Source organism: Bacteroidota bacterium (genome assembly GCA_016714535.1).
In the GTDB taxonomy this organism is placed as follows: domain Bacteria; phylum Bacteroidota; class Bacteroidia; order AKYH767-A; family OLB10; genus JADKFV01.
In genome coordinates this window covers 385703-403776 of sequence record JADKDR010000006.1, presented here as the reverse complement: position 1 = coordinate 403776, position 18074 = coordinate 385703, and the positions used below count along the sequence as shown (strand labels likewise).

General features: G+C 36.9%; 15 protein-coding genes and 2 pseudogenes. 10 read left to right on the top strand and 7 right to left on the bottom strand.

The features are described 5' to 3' along the window. Positions 1 to 20: 20 nt before the first annotated feature. The 6 genes and pseudogenes from IPO27_11145 to IPO27_11120 form a co-directional block, all read right to left on the bottom strand. A pseudogene (locus IPO27_11145) lies at positions 21 to 575 on the bottom strand (carbonic anhydrase). Positions 576 to 1352: 777 nt separating this feature from the next. Continuing rightward, positions 1353 to 2969, bottom strand: coding sequence for a SulP family inorganic anion transporter (locus IPO27_11140; protein MBK8847064.1), 1617 nt, complete (start codon positions 2967 to 2969; stop codon positions 1353 to 1355). Positions 2970 to 3053: 84 nt separating this feature from the next. Further along, a complete protein-coding gene (can, locus tag IPO27_11135) occupies positions 3054 to 3704 on the bottom strand; it encodes a carbonate dehydratase (protein ID MBK8847063.1) in 651 nt (216 codons plus the stop codon). 87 nt (positions 3705 to 3791) lie between these two features. After that, positions 3792 to 3977: pseudogene (locus tag IPO27_11130) on the bottom strand (carbonic anhydrase). Further along, positions 3974 to 4252 (bottom strand): hypothetical protein, encoded by a 279-nt coding sequence (locus IPO27_11125; GenBank protein ID MBK8847062.1) that lies wholly within the window; start codon positions 4250 to 4252, stop codon positions 3974 to 3976. Before IPO27_11125 ends, IPO27_11130 begins: the two are co-directional and overlap by 4 nt. Before the next feature lie 96 nt (positions 4253 to 4348). Then, a complete protein-coding gene (locus IPO27_11120; GenBank protein MBK8847061.1) occupies positions 4349 to 4648 on the bottom strand; it encodes a hypothetical protein in 300 nt (99 codons plus the stop codon). 195 nt (positions 4649 to 4843) lie between these two features. Between IPO27_11120 and IPO27_11115 the strand changes: the two genes are divergently transcribed. The 5 genes from IPO27_11115 (at position 4844) to IPO27_11095 (ending at position 10245) form a co-directional block, all read left to right on the top strand. Continuing rightward, the gene (locus IPO27_11115; GenBank protein ID MBK8847060.1) at positions 4844 to 5581 is read left to right on the top strand and encodes an electron transfer flavoprotein subunit beta/FixA family protein; all 738 of its coding nucleotides are present in this window, start codon (positions 4844 to 4846) and stop codon (positions 5579 to 5581) included. Between the two features lie 19 nt (positions 5582 to 5600). Beyond that, positions 5601 to 6575: an electron transfer flavoprotein subunit alpha/FixB family protein gene (locus IPO27_11110; protein MBK8847059.1), complete on the top strand. Its 975-nt coding sequence runs from the start codon at positions 5601 to 5603 to the stop codon at positions 6573 to 6575. Between the two features lie 21 nt (positions 6576 to 6596). Further along, positions 6597 to 7196, top strand: coding sequence for a bifunctional nuclease family protein (locus tag IPO27_11105; protein MBK8847058.1), 600 nt, complete (start codon positions 6597 to 6599; stop codon positions 7194 to 7196). Between the two features lie 700 nt (positions 7197 to 7896). Further along, positions 7897 to 8415 carry a transposase gene (locus IPO27_11100; protein MBK8847057.1) on the top strand — a complete coding sequence of 173 codons (519 nt, stop codon included), beginning with the start codon at positions 7897 to 7899 and terminating at the stop codon, positions 8413 to 8415. Positions 8416 to 9960: 1545 nt separating this feature from the next. Beyond that, entirely contained in the window at positions 9961 to 10245 is a 285-nt protein-coding gene (locus IPO27_11095; protein ID MBK8847056.1) for a hypothetical protein, read from the top strand. A 1038-nt stretch (positions 10246 to 11283) separates the two neighbouring features. Here the strand turns inward: IPO27_11095 and IPO27_11090 are convergent. After that, positions 11284 to 11604, bottom strand: coding sequence for a hypothetical protein (locus tag IPO27_11090; protein MBK8847055.1), 321 nt, complete (start codon positions 11602 to 11604; stop codon positions 11284 to 11286). Positions 11605 to 11722: 118 nt separating this feature from the next. On the opposite strand from IPO27_11090, the gene IPO27_11085 reads away from it, so the two are divergent. The 5 genes from IPO27_11085 to paaZ all read left to right on the top strand — a co-directional run bounded on the left by IPO27_11085 (position 11723) and on the right by paaZ (position 18053). After that, positions 11723 to 11992 (top strand): helix-turn-helix transcriptional regulator, encoded by a 270-nt coding sequence (locus IPO27_11085; protein MBK8847054.1) that lies wholly within the window; start codon positions 11723 to 11725, stop codon positions 11990 to 11992. A 360-nt stretch (positions 11993 to 12352) separates the two neighbouring features. Then, positions 12353 to 14698 carry a CotH kinase family protein gene (locus IPO27_11080; GenBank protein MBK8847053.1) on the top strand — a complete coding sequence of 782 codons (2346 nt, stop codon included), beginning with the start codon at positions 12353 to 12355 and terminating at the stop codon, positions 14696 to 14698. Positions 14699 to 14866: 168 nt separating this feature from the next. After that, the gene (ybeY, locus tag IPO27_11075) at positions 14867 to 15304 is read left to right on the top strand and encodes an rRNA maturation RNase YbeY (protein MBK8847052.1); all 438 of its coding nucleotides are present in this window, start codon (positions 14867 to 14869) and stop codon (positions 15302 to 15304) included. Between the two features lie 24 nt (positions 15305 to 15328). Then, positions 15329 to 15895: a UbiX family flavin prenyltransferase gene (locus IPO27_11070; GenBank protein ID MBK8847051.1), complete on the top strand. Its 567-nt coding sequence runs from the start codon at positions 15329 to 15331 to the stop codon at positions 15893 to 15895. Positions 15896 to 16007: 112 nt separating this feature from the next. Then, positions 16008 to 18053, top strand: coding sequence for a phenylacetic acid degradation bifunctional protein PaaZ (gene paaZ / locus IPO27_11065; protein MBK8847050.1), 2046 nt, complete (start codon positions 16008 to 16010; stop codon positions 18051 to 18053). Positions 18054 to 18074: the final 21 nt, after the last annotated feature.

Here is an 18074-nt window from a genome sequence, read left to right as displayed (position 1 = left end):
TCAAATCTTTATTTTTTTAATTACGATATCACGCCAGGAGCACTAAATAATGTATTTGCATCAAAGGCCGCGGTAAAAAAGTCAACGCTACCTGACTTAACTCTATATGCCGCTCCGGCAATTCCTATAGCTCCTTCATGCAGTTTTTGGCGGATAATGGTGCTTGATATAACCAACGCTTCCATGCTGTGTTTTACATTGGAATACGCATAAATATCATCATCTAAAAAATTAGTAAGCCCGCTGATTTATTGTTTGCTTCGTTCGATGGCTGGTTTTATGCGTTCGAGCAACCCGCTCAGATTACCAAGTTGCACATTGCCTTGTGCGCCTTTTATAGCCCCGCTTGATATATGCCCCAATACAAGAATTAGTTTTGACCCAACTACTGCGGTTGCAAACTCTACACTACCAAGAATAGCATCGTTAATGATATTTCCGGCAATGCGAATACTAAATAAGTCTCCCAAACCCCGATCAAAAATCAGTTCGGCAGAAGTGCGGCTATCCATGCAACTGATAATTGCAGCAAGTGGCCATTGCCCATCCCGGGTTTCGTTAGTTTGCTGAAGCATGTCGTGGTTCACTTTTAGGTTTTTTGTAAATCGTTCATTGCCTTCTTTAAGTAATAAAGTGCAATCTGCGGAGTAGTTGATTGCTGCGAAAGAGCAGTGTGTGCTCGCATATCTTTTTTGTTTATAAATTTTAATCTTGTTTTTTTGCTTTAGATAAAATTTCTAAGGCTTTTTTTGAACTCAGTTTTTTCACTTTATTGGGAGTTGCATTGGCATCAGATAAATGTTCAACAATAATATTTCCATCATTTTTTAACTTGTACCTTTCCTTAAATCCGAATAGCTGGAGATTTATTCCATTTAAGGTGGCCTGCGAATTCTGGTAATCTCTGATTAATTCAAGAACATCATAATCGATGTAACTGGTTTTAGATGCATCAATAATTACGGTGGAATTTTTTGGGAAGTATTTGCAAGGTAATCTTGATGGCCGCTTTATTGTTACTGACTAATTTTTTTCTTTTCAATTTTTTTTGAAAGCATATTTTACCACAAGGTAAATAACTAATGAGGAAAGTACGCCAGTCAAAAAACCTGTCATTGGTACCATAATAGCAGTGTAAACCATCATCGAAAATTCGAATTTTCCTTCATGTTTGATTTCTTTAATTTCAAATGGTTTTATCATATTGCTAGCTACCCAAACCCCAATCCCACCAATGAAAAGGCCATAGGAATCAAGTTCAAATATTGAGATAAAAAAACACCCTCAGTAAATCTACTAAGGGTGTTTTGCGGTTTTTAGTTCTCTATTAAGAAAACAGAAATATATTCCTATTATTTTTTATAAGCAGTATCGCCTGAATCAAAATAAGAATATTTCATGATTTTTTCTTTCTTGAAAAACTCTACATAACTCTGAGGATTAGTTTCATTACCTCTTTCAGAAAGTAAATGTACTGTGATATTTTTATTCTTGGCTTGTACGGTAAAATCTTCAAGAATATCAATGATATCACTATCAATATATTTGCTATTTCTAATATCAAGTTCCAAAGTGGTATCACTTGGTAGATTTTGAAGTTGTTTTGCTATAGCTCCTTTATTCAAGAAAGTTACTTCTTCGGCAAAAGCCATTTTAACGAATTTGTCATTTGCTTTGTCTATGTGAAGAAACATTGAGTTTTGGTAGCTTTTAACCATAATTACGATAATGCCTATAAATAACCCTACTAACACGCCCCACAATAAATCCTTTGCTACGATTACAACAATTGTAGCCACAAAAGGCACAAATTGCGTCCAGCCTTTGTCCCACATTTTTTTGAATAGGCTTGGTTTAGCTAGTTTGTACCCTACTACAAGGAGTACAGCAGCCAATACAGATAATGGAATATGATTTAATAATTTTGGCAAAGCCAATACAGCAAGTAATAAAAATAGACCATGAATAATTGTAGATAATTTACTTTTAGCATTAGATTGTATATTGGCAGAGCTTCTTACAATCACTTGAGTCAAAGGCAAACCACCTATTAAGCCTGATAAGATATTGCCAGTACCTTGAGCAAATAGTTCACGATTCGTTGGTGTTGTATTTTTAGCAGGATCTAACTTATCTGTAGCTTCTACACTCAATAAAGTCTCTAAACTTGCTATTAAAGCTAAAGTAAAAGCAATAGTTAAAACTTTAGGGTTAGTGATTGCACTAAAGTCAGGAAATGTAAGGAAGCCTTTTAAGTCATTAAGATTATTAGCCACAGGAATTGAAACCAAATGAATGTCTTTTACAGCTAAATCTGAATAGTTGTCAAAAATTATTTTTACAACAGTGCCTACGAAAACAGCTATAATTGGACCTTGAATTACTTTGAATATCTTGGACTTACTGGCCAAAATATTATCCCAAAATAGTATTATAGCAAAACCCAAAACACCAATAATTATAGAACCTGGACTTATATTGCTAAATATATGTGTAATAGCGGAAAATGTATTTTCACCTGATGCTTCTGCAAACTCATCTGCGCCCATTGGTTCTTTATCATATCCAACTAAATGTGGTATTTGTTTTAAGATAATAATTATTCCTATACCCGAAAGCATACCAAGTATTACGCTGTTTGGGAAAAAGTAACCAATGATACCAAATCTTAATATACCAAATACAATTTGTATAACTCCGGCCAAAACCACTGCAACAAGAAACACCTCAAAGCTGCCAAGATCCTTGATAGCCACAGCAACAATTGCTGCAAGTCCTGCTGCTGGGCCAGACACACCCAGATTTGATCCACTTAAAAATCCCACAATTACACCACCTAATATGCCTGCTATTAAACCCGATAAAAGCGGTGCACCAGAGGCTAGAGCTATACCTAAACAAAGAGGGAGTGCTACAAAAAACACAACGATGCTCGCTGGGAAATCGCTTTTAAGATTTTTTAAATTCATACTTTATTAGATTACTAACTATATTTTTTTAGGTAAAAGCTGTATTTTCATGCTTATTAATTACTACACTATTTAAAGGTAATTCTACAAATCATCAAACTCATACAAAGGATCTAAATAATCCTCATGGGTCATGTTGCATAATTCTTTAATTAACCCATCTTCTAGGCTATAAACCCAGCCATGTATTTCTGGACCTTTTCTATCTTTCCAAGCTCGCTGTACGATACTAGTTTTGGCAAGATTCATAACTTGTTCTTGCACATTTAGCTCAATAAGCTTATTCAATCTATCTTCGGCCTTAGTCTGATGGTCAATTAAATCACGATGGATTCGATATACATCCTTAATATTCCGAATCCATTTGTTGATTAGGTCAAAATTATGTCTTGACATAGCTGCTTTTACTCCACCACATCCATAATGACCACACACGATAATGTGATTAACCTTCAGATGGTCTACAGCGTATTCTAAAACTGAAAGTAAATTTAAATCTGTATGGATAACCATATTAGCTATATTCCTATGTACGAATATTTCTCCAGGTTGAGTTCCAGTTACCCTATCCGCTGGCACACGACTATCGCTGCAACCTATCCATAAAAACTCTGGAGACTGGACATTGGCTAGCCTATTAAAAAATTCAGGGTCTTTTAGGACTGCATCCGTTGCCCACTCTTTATTGTTTTTTAATAACTTTTCGTACGCTTGTTTAATTTTATTTTTTTGCATAATCTTTAATTTGTTTAGTGAGAGACTGTGACTTGTTCGTTATTTTTTTTACTAAATTTATTTAGAATTGTTCGTTTTTTATGAAATTCTGCTATCAATACAACTTAAAACCAACGCAAATGGATGGTGTCCATCCCAGGTCTCGTTTGCCTGTTGCAATAGATTGCGATTTGCTTCTAAATTATTGACAAATCTCTTATTACCATCTTGAAGTAATTGTAATGCAATAGATGGTGTAATGGCATCTTGTAATTCTTTTGTTAACGTTTTCATTGTTTCTTTATCTTGTTTGTTACATCAATGTTGTCTTTTAAACTTGTTACTTCCTTGGTAATCCCCGCTAAAACGATGTCTGTAAAGCTAGCAGCATGCCCAATAAACCTGATGGGCAATTGGCTAAGGATACCTACTGCAATACCACCTGTAATGACGGCAATCATACCCGAATATAATGGAGCGCCCGAAGCCAGCGCTACGCCAAGGCATAGCGGCACTGCGACCAAAAATACTATAAGGCCTGCAAGTAAGTCTCTATGATTGAATTTCATTTATATTTAAATTTATTTTAAAATTGAAAATGTTATAAATTCATAACAGTTAAATAACCGCAACGTTTTTATAAGAAAAAAGGAGGGATGCTGAAATTAAATTTTGGGAGGAGGTGTATTGATTTCAATAATTATGGAATGAAAAATATTTTCATCAAACAGGAGGCAACTTTTTAGCTTTCGTTTATTATCCCAATTTATTACCTTGCTAAAAAAAATGAGTTTGTCTTTTATATCCTTTTCAGCCTTAGTCTTGCCTTCTTTTTCACTCGATTCTGAATAGTCTTCGATATTCAATTCAATTTGGGCTTGTTCAGCTAGCGGCACAAAAACATTTTCAGCCACCATATAGGCAGTGAACCATAATAACAATATGCAGCTAACAAAACTTTTCATTGATTGGCTGCGAAAGTAAGTGAATTTAGTGTTGGTTAATTAATTAGGATAGAAAATTAAGAAAATCTTTAACATAAAACCTCGAAAATCAATGTATATATTTAAAAGCAGACATTATTCATGCCATGCAGCACAAGTTGAATTTGCACCTTCTAAGTTTTACCTTACTTTTGCAGTCCGTTTTTAAAGAAAAATATGAAAATTCTTGTTTGTATAAGTAACGTTCCGGATACGACTTCCAAAATTAATTTCACAGATGATAGTAAAGGCCTAGTAACAGCAGGGCTTCAGTTTATTATTAATCCGTATGATGAAATAGCCCTTACCCGCGCACTAGAGCTTACCGAAGCTTCAGGTGGCAGTGTAACGGTTATTAATGTAGGCGATGCTACTACCGAACCTACCATTCGAAAAGCGCTAGCCATAGGGGCTACAGATGCCGTTCGAATTAATTGTGCACCTCGCGATGCTTTTGATGTTGCTTCTCAGGTGGCTAATTATGCAAATGATAAGGGATTTGATCTCATATTGTGTGGTCGCGAATCCATTGACTATAATGGCGCTCAGGTACCTGCCATGATTGCTGAATTGCTCGACCTGCCTAATGTTTCTATTGCCAAGTCATTGGTTGTAGAAGGCGCAAAGGTGATTCTTGAGCGTGAAATAGAGGGAGGCAAAGAGGTGGTAGAAGTGCCTATGCCAATGATAGCAAGTGCTTCGGAGGGTATGGCTGAACCAAGAATACCAAACATGCGTGGCATAATGAGCGCGCGCACCAAGCCGCTTGCAGTAATTGAGCCTGTCAGTTTCGATGTGCTTACCCAAGTGGTAAGTTTTGACAAGCCCAAGCCACGGTCATCTGTAAACCTTGTAAATGCTGACGAAACAGATAAACTGATCGACTTATTACATAACGAAGCAAAAGTTATTTAAAACCATCAAACAGAAACTCATGGTACTAGTATACTTAGAACATACAAACGGAAAATTTAAAAAATCAGGATTAGAAGCAGCAAGCTATGCGGCTGCAGTATCGGGCATGTTGCAAGATCAGTGCACGGCTATTGTGCTTGGCGCAGTAGCAAATGACGAGCTAATGTTGTTGGGAAAATATGGAGTGAGCAAGGTGTTGCATTGCCATAATAATCGACTTGACAATTTCAACAGTCAGGCTTATGCACAAGTAATTGCTGCAGCTGCTACTCAAAGCAATGCTAAGGTGGTTATCATGAGCAATTCCTTTTCAGGAAAAGGCCTGGCACCGCGTGTAGCCATCCGCCTAAAGGCTGGATTGGTTGATGGAGCCATTGCATTACCCGAAACTCAAAATGGATTTACCATTCGCAAAGGTGCCTACTCAGGTAAGGCGTATGCCAATGTAAACATCATCAGTGATATTAAAGTAATTAGCCTTTCGGCCAACTGCTACAAGATTGAAGAGAAAAACACAGACTGCTCCGTGGAGGATTTTAATCCTGCTATAAGTGAAAACGCTCTTTCGATGGGGGTGCGCGAAACGGTGCGAGCGTCAGATAAGGTATCCTTGCCTGAGGCCGAATTGGTAGTAAGTGCAGGCCGCGGTCTTAAAGGACCCGAAAATTGGGGTATGATAGAAGAGTTGGCATCCTTGCTTGGTGCAGCCACTGCGTGCAGCAAGCCCGTGAGCGATGCTCATTGGAGGCCACACTCTGAACACGTAGGGCAAACTGGCATTGCTGTTAGTCCAAATTTGTACATTGCCATTGGTATATCAGGAGCAATACAGCATTTAGCAGGAGTTAGTTCAAGCAAAACCATTGTAGTAATTAATAAAGATTCAGAGGCACCTTTTTTTAAAGCAGCTGACTATGGTATAGTTGGAGATGCTTTTGAAGTAATACCTCGCCTTATTGAGTCAGTTAAAAAATTCAAAGCCGCCAACGCTTAATCGCACTGGTAAATGCCTTCCATGGATAAAATAGAACTTGAAATAGTTGGGCTTACATATAGTCAAACCCAAACAGGGGCTTATGCACTTATCCTTGGTGAATTAAACGGCAAACGCAGGTTGCCTATTATTATTGGCAATTTTGAAGCTCATGCCATTGCCGTTATTATTGAGCAAATGACTCCTTCGCGACCTCTTACCCACGACCTCTTTCGTAGCTTTGCCGAAACGTTTAACATTGCCATTACCGAGGTTATTATTTACAACCTTAAAGAAGGAATTTTTTATGCCAAGTTAGTTTGTAGTGATGAGCAAGGACATGAACATGAAATTGATGCACGCACTTCCGATGCGGTTGCATTGGCAGTAAGATTTTCTTGCCCCATTTATACGTTCGAATTTATTCTGTCGCAATCGGGAGTAATATTTGAAGAAAGTGAAAGCGATGAACATGATGAACCGGAAGAAATTACAACACCATCAAAGGCAATGGTAAACGTGGAGCTTAACGAAGTTACGCTCGATGACCTCAATGACCAACTTAATAAAGCACTTGAAAACGAGGATTATGAAAAAGCATCTCACTTGCGTGATGAAATTAATAAGCGTAAGAATAGCTAAATGCTTTTCAATAACATCGAACACGGTGTCAATATTTTTTTATTCCATTTTGACCACTGAGATATTGTTTCTGCCTTTATAACAAGCCTTTTTGCCTTTTCGATTTTTTCTCAAATTTTATTTAAAACCTTTAGTAGATATGGCAGGAAGGCTAATTAAATGAATAGAAAACAATAATTCCAATACCGTAAAGGTGGAACGTAATCAAATGACTAGAGGCGTAAATATGTTTATCATAAAAATGAATGATGAAATTATTGCAGTCGGCAGGATGGAAGTAGAATAATTAAATATTGGTTTAGATATCATGGAGGAGGGCTTTTATTAGTTCTCCTTTTTTTGCGGAAAAAATTCTTTTAAATATTTTCCAATATAAATTAGCGATTTTACTCTCGTATATGAAACACGTATCAAATGTTTACAAATCTTTGAGCTTCAAAATTTTAAGTGATATTTTTACGTTTCCAAATTGAAGACAGTTTTACGATTTGCGAAGAGAAATCTATACAACATGGAAGAGGCGTAATTTTATCTGTAAGTATTTTACCTTTATTAGGCTTAGTTTTTGAGACAATATAGTTGACTGATCGCATTTTGCCTTTGGTTGGTGTTATCACCAACCAATTTTGCCTTTGGTCAGTCTTATCACCACCAAAAAAGAATTTTGCAAAAAGCATCGATTCCATTATGTTTGCTTTCGATGGGCAATTCAATAAAATTCTTCACTGCAACAATTCTCCAATGGCAAAAGTTACTACAACCGGAAAAGTATAAACAAATTATAGTTGATAGCATGAAATTTCTGGTTGAAAATAAACGGGTGTGGATTTACGGATTTGTCATAATGCCAAATCATATTCATTTGCTATGGCGTATGCACGAAGGAATAAATGATAAAGATGTGCAAAGGGATTTTTTAAAATTTACCGCACAACAAATAAAATTTGATTTAATAGCTAATCACCCCAAAGTACTTCCATATTTCAAATCAACTCAGAGTGATAGGGCATTTCAGATTTGGGAAAGAAGGCCATATTCATCTACCATGTATAACAGGATAGTACTTGAACAAAAACTTGATTATATCCACAATAATCCTGTTGTGCCAAAATGGAGCTTGGTAACGCAACCTGAAAACTATAAATATTCAAGTGCTAAATTCTATCTCCTCAATGAACCGAATTATGATTTCATAACGCATTATGTTGAACATATCTGAGGTGGTTGGTGATAACACCAACCAAAAGCAAAATATTTTCCAATATCATTAGCGTTGCGTTATAAGTCGAACAGTATCAACTGTTTAGAACTTTGTTCTTTGAAATATTGTAATTGAGTTTCCTGAAACAGTTGATTTATGGGCATTCTTTCAAAAATGGAGATGCTTAAAATCTGTAATATTTCGTAGAGGCTTTGTTTGAGCATAAAACGCTTTTGCCTTTGGTTGGTGTTATCACCAACCAATTTTGCCTTTGGTCAGTCTTATCACCACCAAAAAGAATTTTGCAAAAAGCATCGATTCCATTATGTTTGCTTTTCGATGGGCAATTCAATAAAATTCTTCACTGCAACAATTCTCCAATGGCAAAAGTTACTACAACCGGAAAAGTATAAACAAATTATAGTTGATAGCATGAAATTTCTGGTTGAAAATAAACGGGTGTGGATTTACGGATTTGTCATAATGCCAAATCATATTCATTTGCTATGGCGTATGCACGAAGGAATAAATGATAAAGATGTGCAAAGGATTTTTTAAAATTTACCGCACAACAAATAAAATTTGATTTAATAGCTAATCACCCCAAAGTACTTCCATATTTCAAATCAACTCAGAGTGATAGGGCATTTCAGATTTGGGAAAGAAGGCCATATTCATCTACCATGTATAACAGGATAGTACTTGAACAAAAACTTGATTATATCCACAATAATCCTGTTGTGCCAAAATGGAGCTTGGTAACGCAACCTGAAAACTATAAATATTCAAGTGCTAAATTCTATCTCCTCAATGAACCGAATTATGATTTCATAACGCATTATGTTGAACATATTTGAGGTGGTTGGTGATAACACCAACCAAAAGCAAAATAGCTAATCACCCCAAAGTACCCATATTTCAAATCACCCCCTAAGTGATAGGGCATTTCGTGGGGAAGAAGGCCAATATCACCATGTATAACAGGATAGTACTTGAACAAAAACTGATTATATCCACAATAATCCGTGTGCCAATGGAGCTTGGTAACGCAACCCGAAAACTTAAATATTCAAGTGCTAAATTCTATCCCTCAATGAACCGAAATTATGATTTCATAACGCATTATGTTGAACATATCTGAGGTGGTTGGTGATAACACCAACCAAAAGCAAAACATATCTGAGGTGGTTGGTGATAACACCAACCAAAAGCAAAAGGGATTTTTTAAAATTTACCGCACAACAAATAAAATTTGATTTAATAGCTAATCACCCCAAAGTACTTCCATATTTCAAATCAACTCAGAGTGATAGGGCATTTCAGATTTGGGAAAGAAGGCCATATTCATCTACCATGTATAACAGGATAGTACTTGAAACAAAACTGATTATATCCACAATAATCCTGTTGTGCCAAAATGGAGCTTGGTAACGCAACCTGAAAACTATAAATATCAAGTGCTAAATTCTATCTCCTCAATGAACCGAATTATGATTTCATAACGCATTATGTTGAACATATCTGAGGTGGTTGGTGATAACACCAACCAAAAGCAAAATAGACATGGCCGATAACAATGAGCAAATTGAAAACATAGATTCTATGGATGTACAAACATTGCTTAACATAGCCACGCACAACAATGCTGTAAGCTATATGGCACAAAGTGCATTGATGGTTGCCGGCAAAGCCCATTTTGACGACTTGTTACTACGCCCTTCCTATTTGCCTTTGGTTGGTGTTATCACCAACCAATTTTGCCTTTGGTCAGTCTTATCACCACCAAAAATAATTTTGCAAAAAAGCATCGATTCCATTATGTTTGCTTTTCGATGGGCAATTCAATAAAATTCTTCACTGCAACAATTCTCCAATGGCAAAAGTTGCTACAACCGGAAAAGTATAAACAAATTATAGTTGATAGCATGAAATTTCTGGTTGAAAATAAACGGGTGTGGATTTACGGATTTGTCATAATGCCAAATCATATTCATTTGCTATGGCGTATGCACGAAGGAATAAATGATAAAGATGTGCAAAGGGATTTTTAAAATTTACCGCACAACAAATAAAATTTGATTTAATAGCTAATCACCCCAAAGTACTTCCATATTTCAAATCAACTCAGAGTGATAGGGCATTTCAGATTTGGGAAAGAAGGCCATATTCATCTACCATGTATAACAGGATAGTACTTGAACAAAAACTTGATTATATCCACAATAATCCTGTTGTGGTAAAATGGAGCTTGGTAACGCAACCTGAAAACTATAAATATTCAAGTGCTAAATTCTATCTCCTCAATGAACCGAATTATGATTTCATAACGCATTATGTTGAACATATCTGAGGTGGTTGGTGATAACACCAACCAAAAGCAAATGGCCAAAGTACGTTGTTAGTTAGACTTGTTTTGTCTAAATAATGAAATATGCATCTGGAATTCGCTTTTATTACGGCAAAGCTAGCCATAGGAGCATATAAATACTCAATTCATTTTTTTCATAATTCAAAAATTTTATAGTTTATTGACGAGCATTCATTATAAACAATAATATAATATTGGCTATAACTAATATCTTATTTCAACATATGAAGTGTCATTAGGCAATGGAATAACTTTGAAACTTATTGTAGAATCAGTATTGTTTTTTGTAATAAAAGCATTAAACTCTGTTTGATAATAAGCTCTCCAAAAACAATTACATCCATCTGGACAATACAAAAATGTAGTATCTATATTTCCAAATAAATGGATGGGGTAACAATACGAGCCTAAAGAAAGTTCATCTAGCTGATTAAATGGTGCCATATTAACAACCCGAACTTTAACAAAACCATAAGAATATAATACAATTGGAACAGTCGAGTTTTTCCTTCCAACTCCTAAACTATTCTGTTGATTATAATCAATATAACCAATCGCTTCGCCTCGGCATAGTAAAAGTAATCTCCATCTACTTTCTTTTTGTATTCACATATACCATTTTCGTCTGTGGTTAGGCGTTCTACCTCTCCTGTGCCAACGCCACTGGCAGGACTTCCACGTGTTATAATTATAGTTGCATTTGCTAATGGTTTAGATGTGCCATATTCTCTTACGCATATAGTTGCATCTATTTCATCCTTATCAACTTTTTTGCAAGAGTGAAATAGACTTACAAACATTGAAATAATTATTATAGCAGCAATTGTATTTTTTTTCATAAATAAAGCGTAATTCAATATTACAAATATAATAGAAAATTATGCTTGGTTGTAATACCTAATATTTCTAATTTATACCTTTCATTTCTAATTTATACCTTTGTAAAAACAAAACATTATGCAAATAGCTGAAAACATTAAAAGAATACGTGAGTTAAAAAATTACACACAGGAGCATGTAGCAGAGTTGCTAGGTATTTCGCAAAAGCAATATTCAAACCTTGAAACCGGACACAGCAAAATTGATGAGGATAAAATTGAAAAATTAGCATTGGCATTTGACATGAAACCTGCTGACATTGTTACTTTTCATGAGCAAAATGTTTTTTATCAAACTTTCAATAATCATAAAGAAGCCAAGAGTAACAACTTTATTTACAATCTGTAGATTAATGCAAATAGGTGGCTATGTTTTCTTCCATTTATTGCCAATAGCATCAATAAATGCATGACAATTTTTTAAAATCATTGAAAAATTTTCAATGTATTTAGAGCCTGTTTAATTTTTATCGAATTGTTTTATTATGTCAAATATTCAGTTTATCTGCGTTATATTTTTGCCTTTAGGATGCAGGCTATAGGCCGCAAAATAGGCCTTGCTAAACAAAAATTTTAAAAAGGCTCTTATTGTAAGGTTTTTCCCATTGGATTATTGCTTCTGCTTGTTCAGTTGCTTTTAACAACCTGCATTAAACTTTTAATATCTTCGCACATCAAAAAAAAATAAACACATTTAAATAATAAACCAATGCAAAAAATCAGACTTTTAACTGTATTATTTTTAGTAAATACTATACATTTAATTTATGGACAAGGATTGCCCCGCGAGATGTATTTATCTTCTGATTTACGCACACTTTATACCGGAGGAAAAGCACCCAATGGAGTATTTGAGCAAGGCACCATCCATCAGGTAAACCTGGTTTTTCCGCAAGCTAATTACTGGAGTTTGCTCCTTAGTAATTTTAATGCCAAAATTGACATTCCTGCAACCATGATAATTGATGGACAAACATATGATAGTGTGGGTGTGCGTTTCAAAGGGCAAACTTCATATATGGGAGCGCAGAATTCGCAAAAAAAATCATTTAATTTAACAACCAACAGCTTTAAAAAAAATCAGGATATTGAAGGGTATACTATTTTCAATATAAACAACTGCTATCAGGACGAATCGTTTATGCGGGAGTATTTTTTCCTCGATAATATTCAAACTTATATCCCTGCAGCAAAGTGCTCTTACATACACTTGTATTTGAATGGAGTAAACTGGGGATTGTATCCGATGGTACAGCAAATTAATAAGCCATTTTTAAAAGAGCGGTTCATGACCAACGATGGAACCAACTGGCGTGCCGACAAACCACCAGGAGGAGGTGGAGGAGGCGGAGGAAACTGGGGCGATGGCACCGCAGCATTGAATTATCTCGGTGGCGACTCTGCCTTATATAAGCCGCATTATACCCTTAAATCAACTAAAAGCGCAACTCCCTGGGCCGATTTAATTAATGCTTGCAGCCGATTAGAAAATACACCAATCATTAATTTAGAAACCATGTTGCCTGATAGTCTTGATGTTGACCGTTCACTTTGGCATGTTGCTTCGGAAATTATTTTTGGCGATGACGATAGCTATGTGTACAAAGGCAAAATGGATTATTTCGCGTATTACGAACCCGAAACACATCGCTTAACTCCACTTGAGTATGATGGCAACAGTGCCATGGATCCTGCACATAACACATGGAGTGCTTTTTACAATCAATCAAATGCCAACTACCCGTTGATGAATCGGATTTTACAAGTACCTCGATTAAGACAACGCTATCTGGCGCATGTGCGCACCATCTTAACACAAGCGTTTGATACAGCTACTGCCAATGCCAAAATAAATACCATCAAGTCTCTCATTGATTCAGTAGTAATTAACGATCCTAAAAAATTGTACAGTTACGCTGCATTTAATAATGAAATACCGGTACTCAAAAACTTTATTCTTTCGCACAAGAATAATATGATGGCGCTTGCAGAGTTAAATCAGCAAGCACCGGCTATAAGCAATGTATCGTTTGGTACAAATGGAGCACAATGGTCCTATCCCACTGGTAGCGATAGTGTAAATATTTTAGCAACCGTAACAAGTACAAATGGAATTTTTGCTGTTCGCTTATTTTATGCAACAGGCATTGTAGGTAATTTTACAGCTACCACCATGTTTGACGATGGCATGCATAATGATGGTGCTTCTGGCGATGGTGTATACGGTGCCTATATACCTGCTAAGTCAAGCGGAAGTTGGGTGCGCTACTACATAGAAGCGGCTTCTAACAATACGTACAAGTCGGTAAAGTTTTCTCCAGAAGGAGCTGAACACGATGTATATGTATATTTTGTTACTCCTGCCATCTCATCCGATACATCCGTTGTAATAAACGAATTAATGGCAGCCAATGCCACTGCGGTTCCTGATAACTTTGGTGAGTACGATGATTGGATAGAGTTATATAACAAAAGTGCTATTCCGGTAGATTTATCAGGATGGGTGTTGACAGATGATTCGCTTAACCTTGATAAATATGCTATTCCACAAGGCACCATACTTAATCCAAATTCATACATCACCTTTTGGGCTGATGAAGATGCAAGTCAGGGCAACAATCATTGTAACTTCAAATTATCTTCGCAAGGCGAAGATCTGATTTTGCTAAATGCCAATCATGAGATTGCAGACCGTATACTGTTTGGTGTGCAACAGGTTGATCAGGGGTATGCGCGTGTTCCCAATGGTACCGGTGGTTTTATTTTTCAGCAACAAACGTTTGGATACAGCAATAACCTGTTTCAGGCCATTGAAGACAACTTTAGCGATAAGCCCGAGTATATTAGCTTGTTTCCTAATCCATCAAGTTCATTCGTGAACATTGTTACCAATGCTGATGAAGGTGAAACCGTGGAAATAATAAATGCTATAGGCGAAACTGTACGATCATTGAGTGGCAATAAAAATTATAGTCTTGATGTATCACTTATGCCACAAGGCATATACAGTGTTCGTTTTGGCAAAGCGGTTAGCCGTCTTGTTGTACAGCATTAATACTAAATAAGCACAATTCGCAAAAAACGCAGCCAGTAATCTGGCTGCGTTTTTTTTTGAACTATATCAAACAAATATTGTGAGGCAGGTAACAACTTGCACAATTATCTGTTTAATAAATGTGCAGATGGCCCAGAAAGCCTATTTTTGTTTTTTATACTAATGACAATGCCTCGCTCAATACAATTCATATATCAGCTCAAAGGAGTACGTGTTCAAAATTCTACACTGATTTGCCGATGGCTTACGCAATTGGCGCAAGTAAATAAAAAGCATATAAGTTCGATAACGTACATCCTCTGCAGCGATAAATACATTAAAGGAATCAATCAACAATTTCTTAACCATGATTACCCAACTGATATTATCACCTTTAATTTATCTGCGGATAAAACCAATTTAATAGCTGAAATATATATTGGATATGAAACGATAAGATTAAATGCCACAAAGTATAAGGTAACCGTTAAAGATGAATTGCATCGTGTATTGGCACATGGTCTGCTGCATTTGATCGGATATGATGATAAAACAGAAAAAGAAATTGCCATGATGCGCAAAGCTGAAGATGAATGGCTAAGCAAAAGGACGTGGATGAAGATTTAATTTTCCTTTTTCAAACAAATAAGTATGAGTGTAAATAAAATAGTAATAGCGATAACAGGGGCAAGTGGTAGCATATATGCTAAAGTACTGCTGGATAAACTGCAAACGCTGCAACCCCAGCCTGATGCAGTGGGAATAGTGTTTTCTAGTAACGCCAGGCAAGTATGGGAGTATGAACTTGGTAACAGGAATTTCAACTTGCTTCCATATACCACTTACGAAAAAGATGATTTCATGGCGCCATTTGCATCGGGCAGTGCCCGATTTAATACCATGATAATTTGCCCATGCAGCATGGGTACACTTGCACGAATTGCCAGTGGCATATCCAATGATTTAATAACCCGAGCTGCAGATGTGATATTAAAAGAACGTAGAAGATTAATTTTAGTAACAAGAGAAACACCCCTGAGCTTAATTCACATCAACAATATGAGATTGGTAACAGAGGCAGGAGGAATTATTTGCCCGGCAACACCTTCGTTTTACAGTAAACCCGAATCTCCTGAAGCCATTGCCGCAACTGTTATCGATAGGGTACTTTCTTTGGCAGGAATTGAAAACAATAGTTTTCAATGGGGGAAGGATTAATTTAATTGCTGCTTAATTGTTTCATTCCATTTTTTAATTTCGCCTTCGGTAATTTTTTCCTGCCAATTGATTAGTTGATGCTAATCTAATTTAATTTAAAACATATTTATAAATGCAAATACTAAGTAACTACGCATGCGGTGAGTGGGTAACATCCGCTGAAAAAACGCAAACATTATATAATGCCATTAATGGCGATGAAGTAGCAGTGGCAAGCAGCGCTGGTCTTGATTTTGGAATGATGTGCAATTATGCCCGAACCGTTGGTGGACCTGCATTGCGTAAAATGACTTTCTTTGAGCGTGGACTGATGCTCAAGAAACTTGCAATGTACCTTACCGATCGTAAAGAAGATTTCTACAAAGTTAGTTGGGCCACAGGCGCAACTCGTGCCGATAGCTGGGTAGATATCGAAGGTGGATTTGGCAACCTGTTTACTTACGCAAGTTTGCGCAGGCAATTTGGCAACGAAACATTTTGTCTTGAAGGCGATATAGCTAAACTAAGTAAAGGCAATACATTTATCGGTCATCATATTTGCGTGCCCAAAGAAGGAGTGGCCATACACATCAATGCATTTAACTTTCCGGTGTGGGGTATGCTCGAGAAAATTGCTGTAAACCTTTTTGCCGGTGTACCTGCAATTGTAAAGCCTGCTACCATTACCAGCTTTCTTACCGAAGCCGTATTTAAAGAAATAGTAAAATCAGGGATTGTTCCCGAAGGTGCTTTGCAGTTGATTTGTGGCAGCGCCAATGGTATTCTCGATCATGTTATCAATCAAGACATCGTTACCTTTACCGGTAGTGCCCACACCGGCATGATGCTAAAGAAACAACCACGACTTATTGAAGAAAGTGTACCGTTTAATATGGAAGCCGATAGTCTTAATTGTTGTGTGCTTGGTACCGATGCTGCTCCGGGTAGTGCCGACTTTGATATTTTTATAAAAGAAATCCATCGCGAAATAGTTACCAAGGCAGGTCAAAAATGTACAGCAGTGCGCAGAATTATGGTGCCTGAAAAGTATGTGGAGGATGTTCAACTTGCCCTTAGCAAGCGATTGCAAAGCACTGTAATTGGAGACCCTCAGTTGGAAGGTGTGCGAATGGGCGCACTTGCCGGCAAGCAACAACTTAAAGAAGTGACCGAGAAGGTGGCGCAACTTGCACAATCGCAACAAATAATCTATGATGGTCGCGAAGCATTTCAACTTAAGGGTGGCGATAAGGATAAGGGATCGTTTATAGCTCCCATTATTTTTTTGAATGCAAATCCATTTACAAAAACCGATTGTCATAACGTTGAGGCGTTTGGTCCCATAAGCACCATCATGCCATACACACATATTAGCGAAGCGGTAGAGTTGGCCCGAATGGGAAAAGGCTCGCTGGTGAGTAGCATAATTACAAGTGATGCAAAAATTGCGCGCGAGTACACCATTGGTGCAGCGTGTATGCATGGCCGCATTTTGATACTTAACAATGATTGCGCAAAAGAAAGCACCGGCCATGGCTCGCCCATGCCGCACCTGGTGCATGGTGGCCCCGGCCGCGCAGGTGGTGGCGAAGAGATGGGTGGTAAGCGTGGCGTGTTTCATTATCTGCAACGCACTGCCATACAAGGCTCACCATCTATGCTTACTAACGTAACTAATACGTTCATGCATGGAGCTAATTATATTTTGAAGGATGTACATCCTTTCCGAAAAAATTTTGAAGAATTGGAAATTGGCGAAACATGGATTACTGCAAAGCATACAGTAACCGAAACAGACATAACCAACTTTGCCAATGTGAGTGGCGATAATTTTTATGCGCATATGGATGCAACATCACTTGATGGAACCATATTTACCCAACGGGTAGCACATGGATATTTTATTTTGAGCAAAGCAGCAGGCCTATTTGTTGAACCACGCAAAGGCCCGGTATTATTAAACTATGGGTTAGATGAATGTCGCTTCGTAAAGCCTGTTTATCCCGGAACTACCATTGGTGTGCGATTTACCTGTAAAGAAAAAATTGATCAGGAAAAAAAATCAGACGATGATATACCAAAAGGTATAGTGAAATGGCTGGTTGATATTTATGATGATACGAATGAGACAGTTGCACTTGCAACTATATTAACCATGGTGAAGAAGATAGAAAGTTAGTCAGGATTAATCTTTAAACTC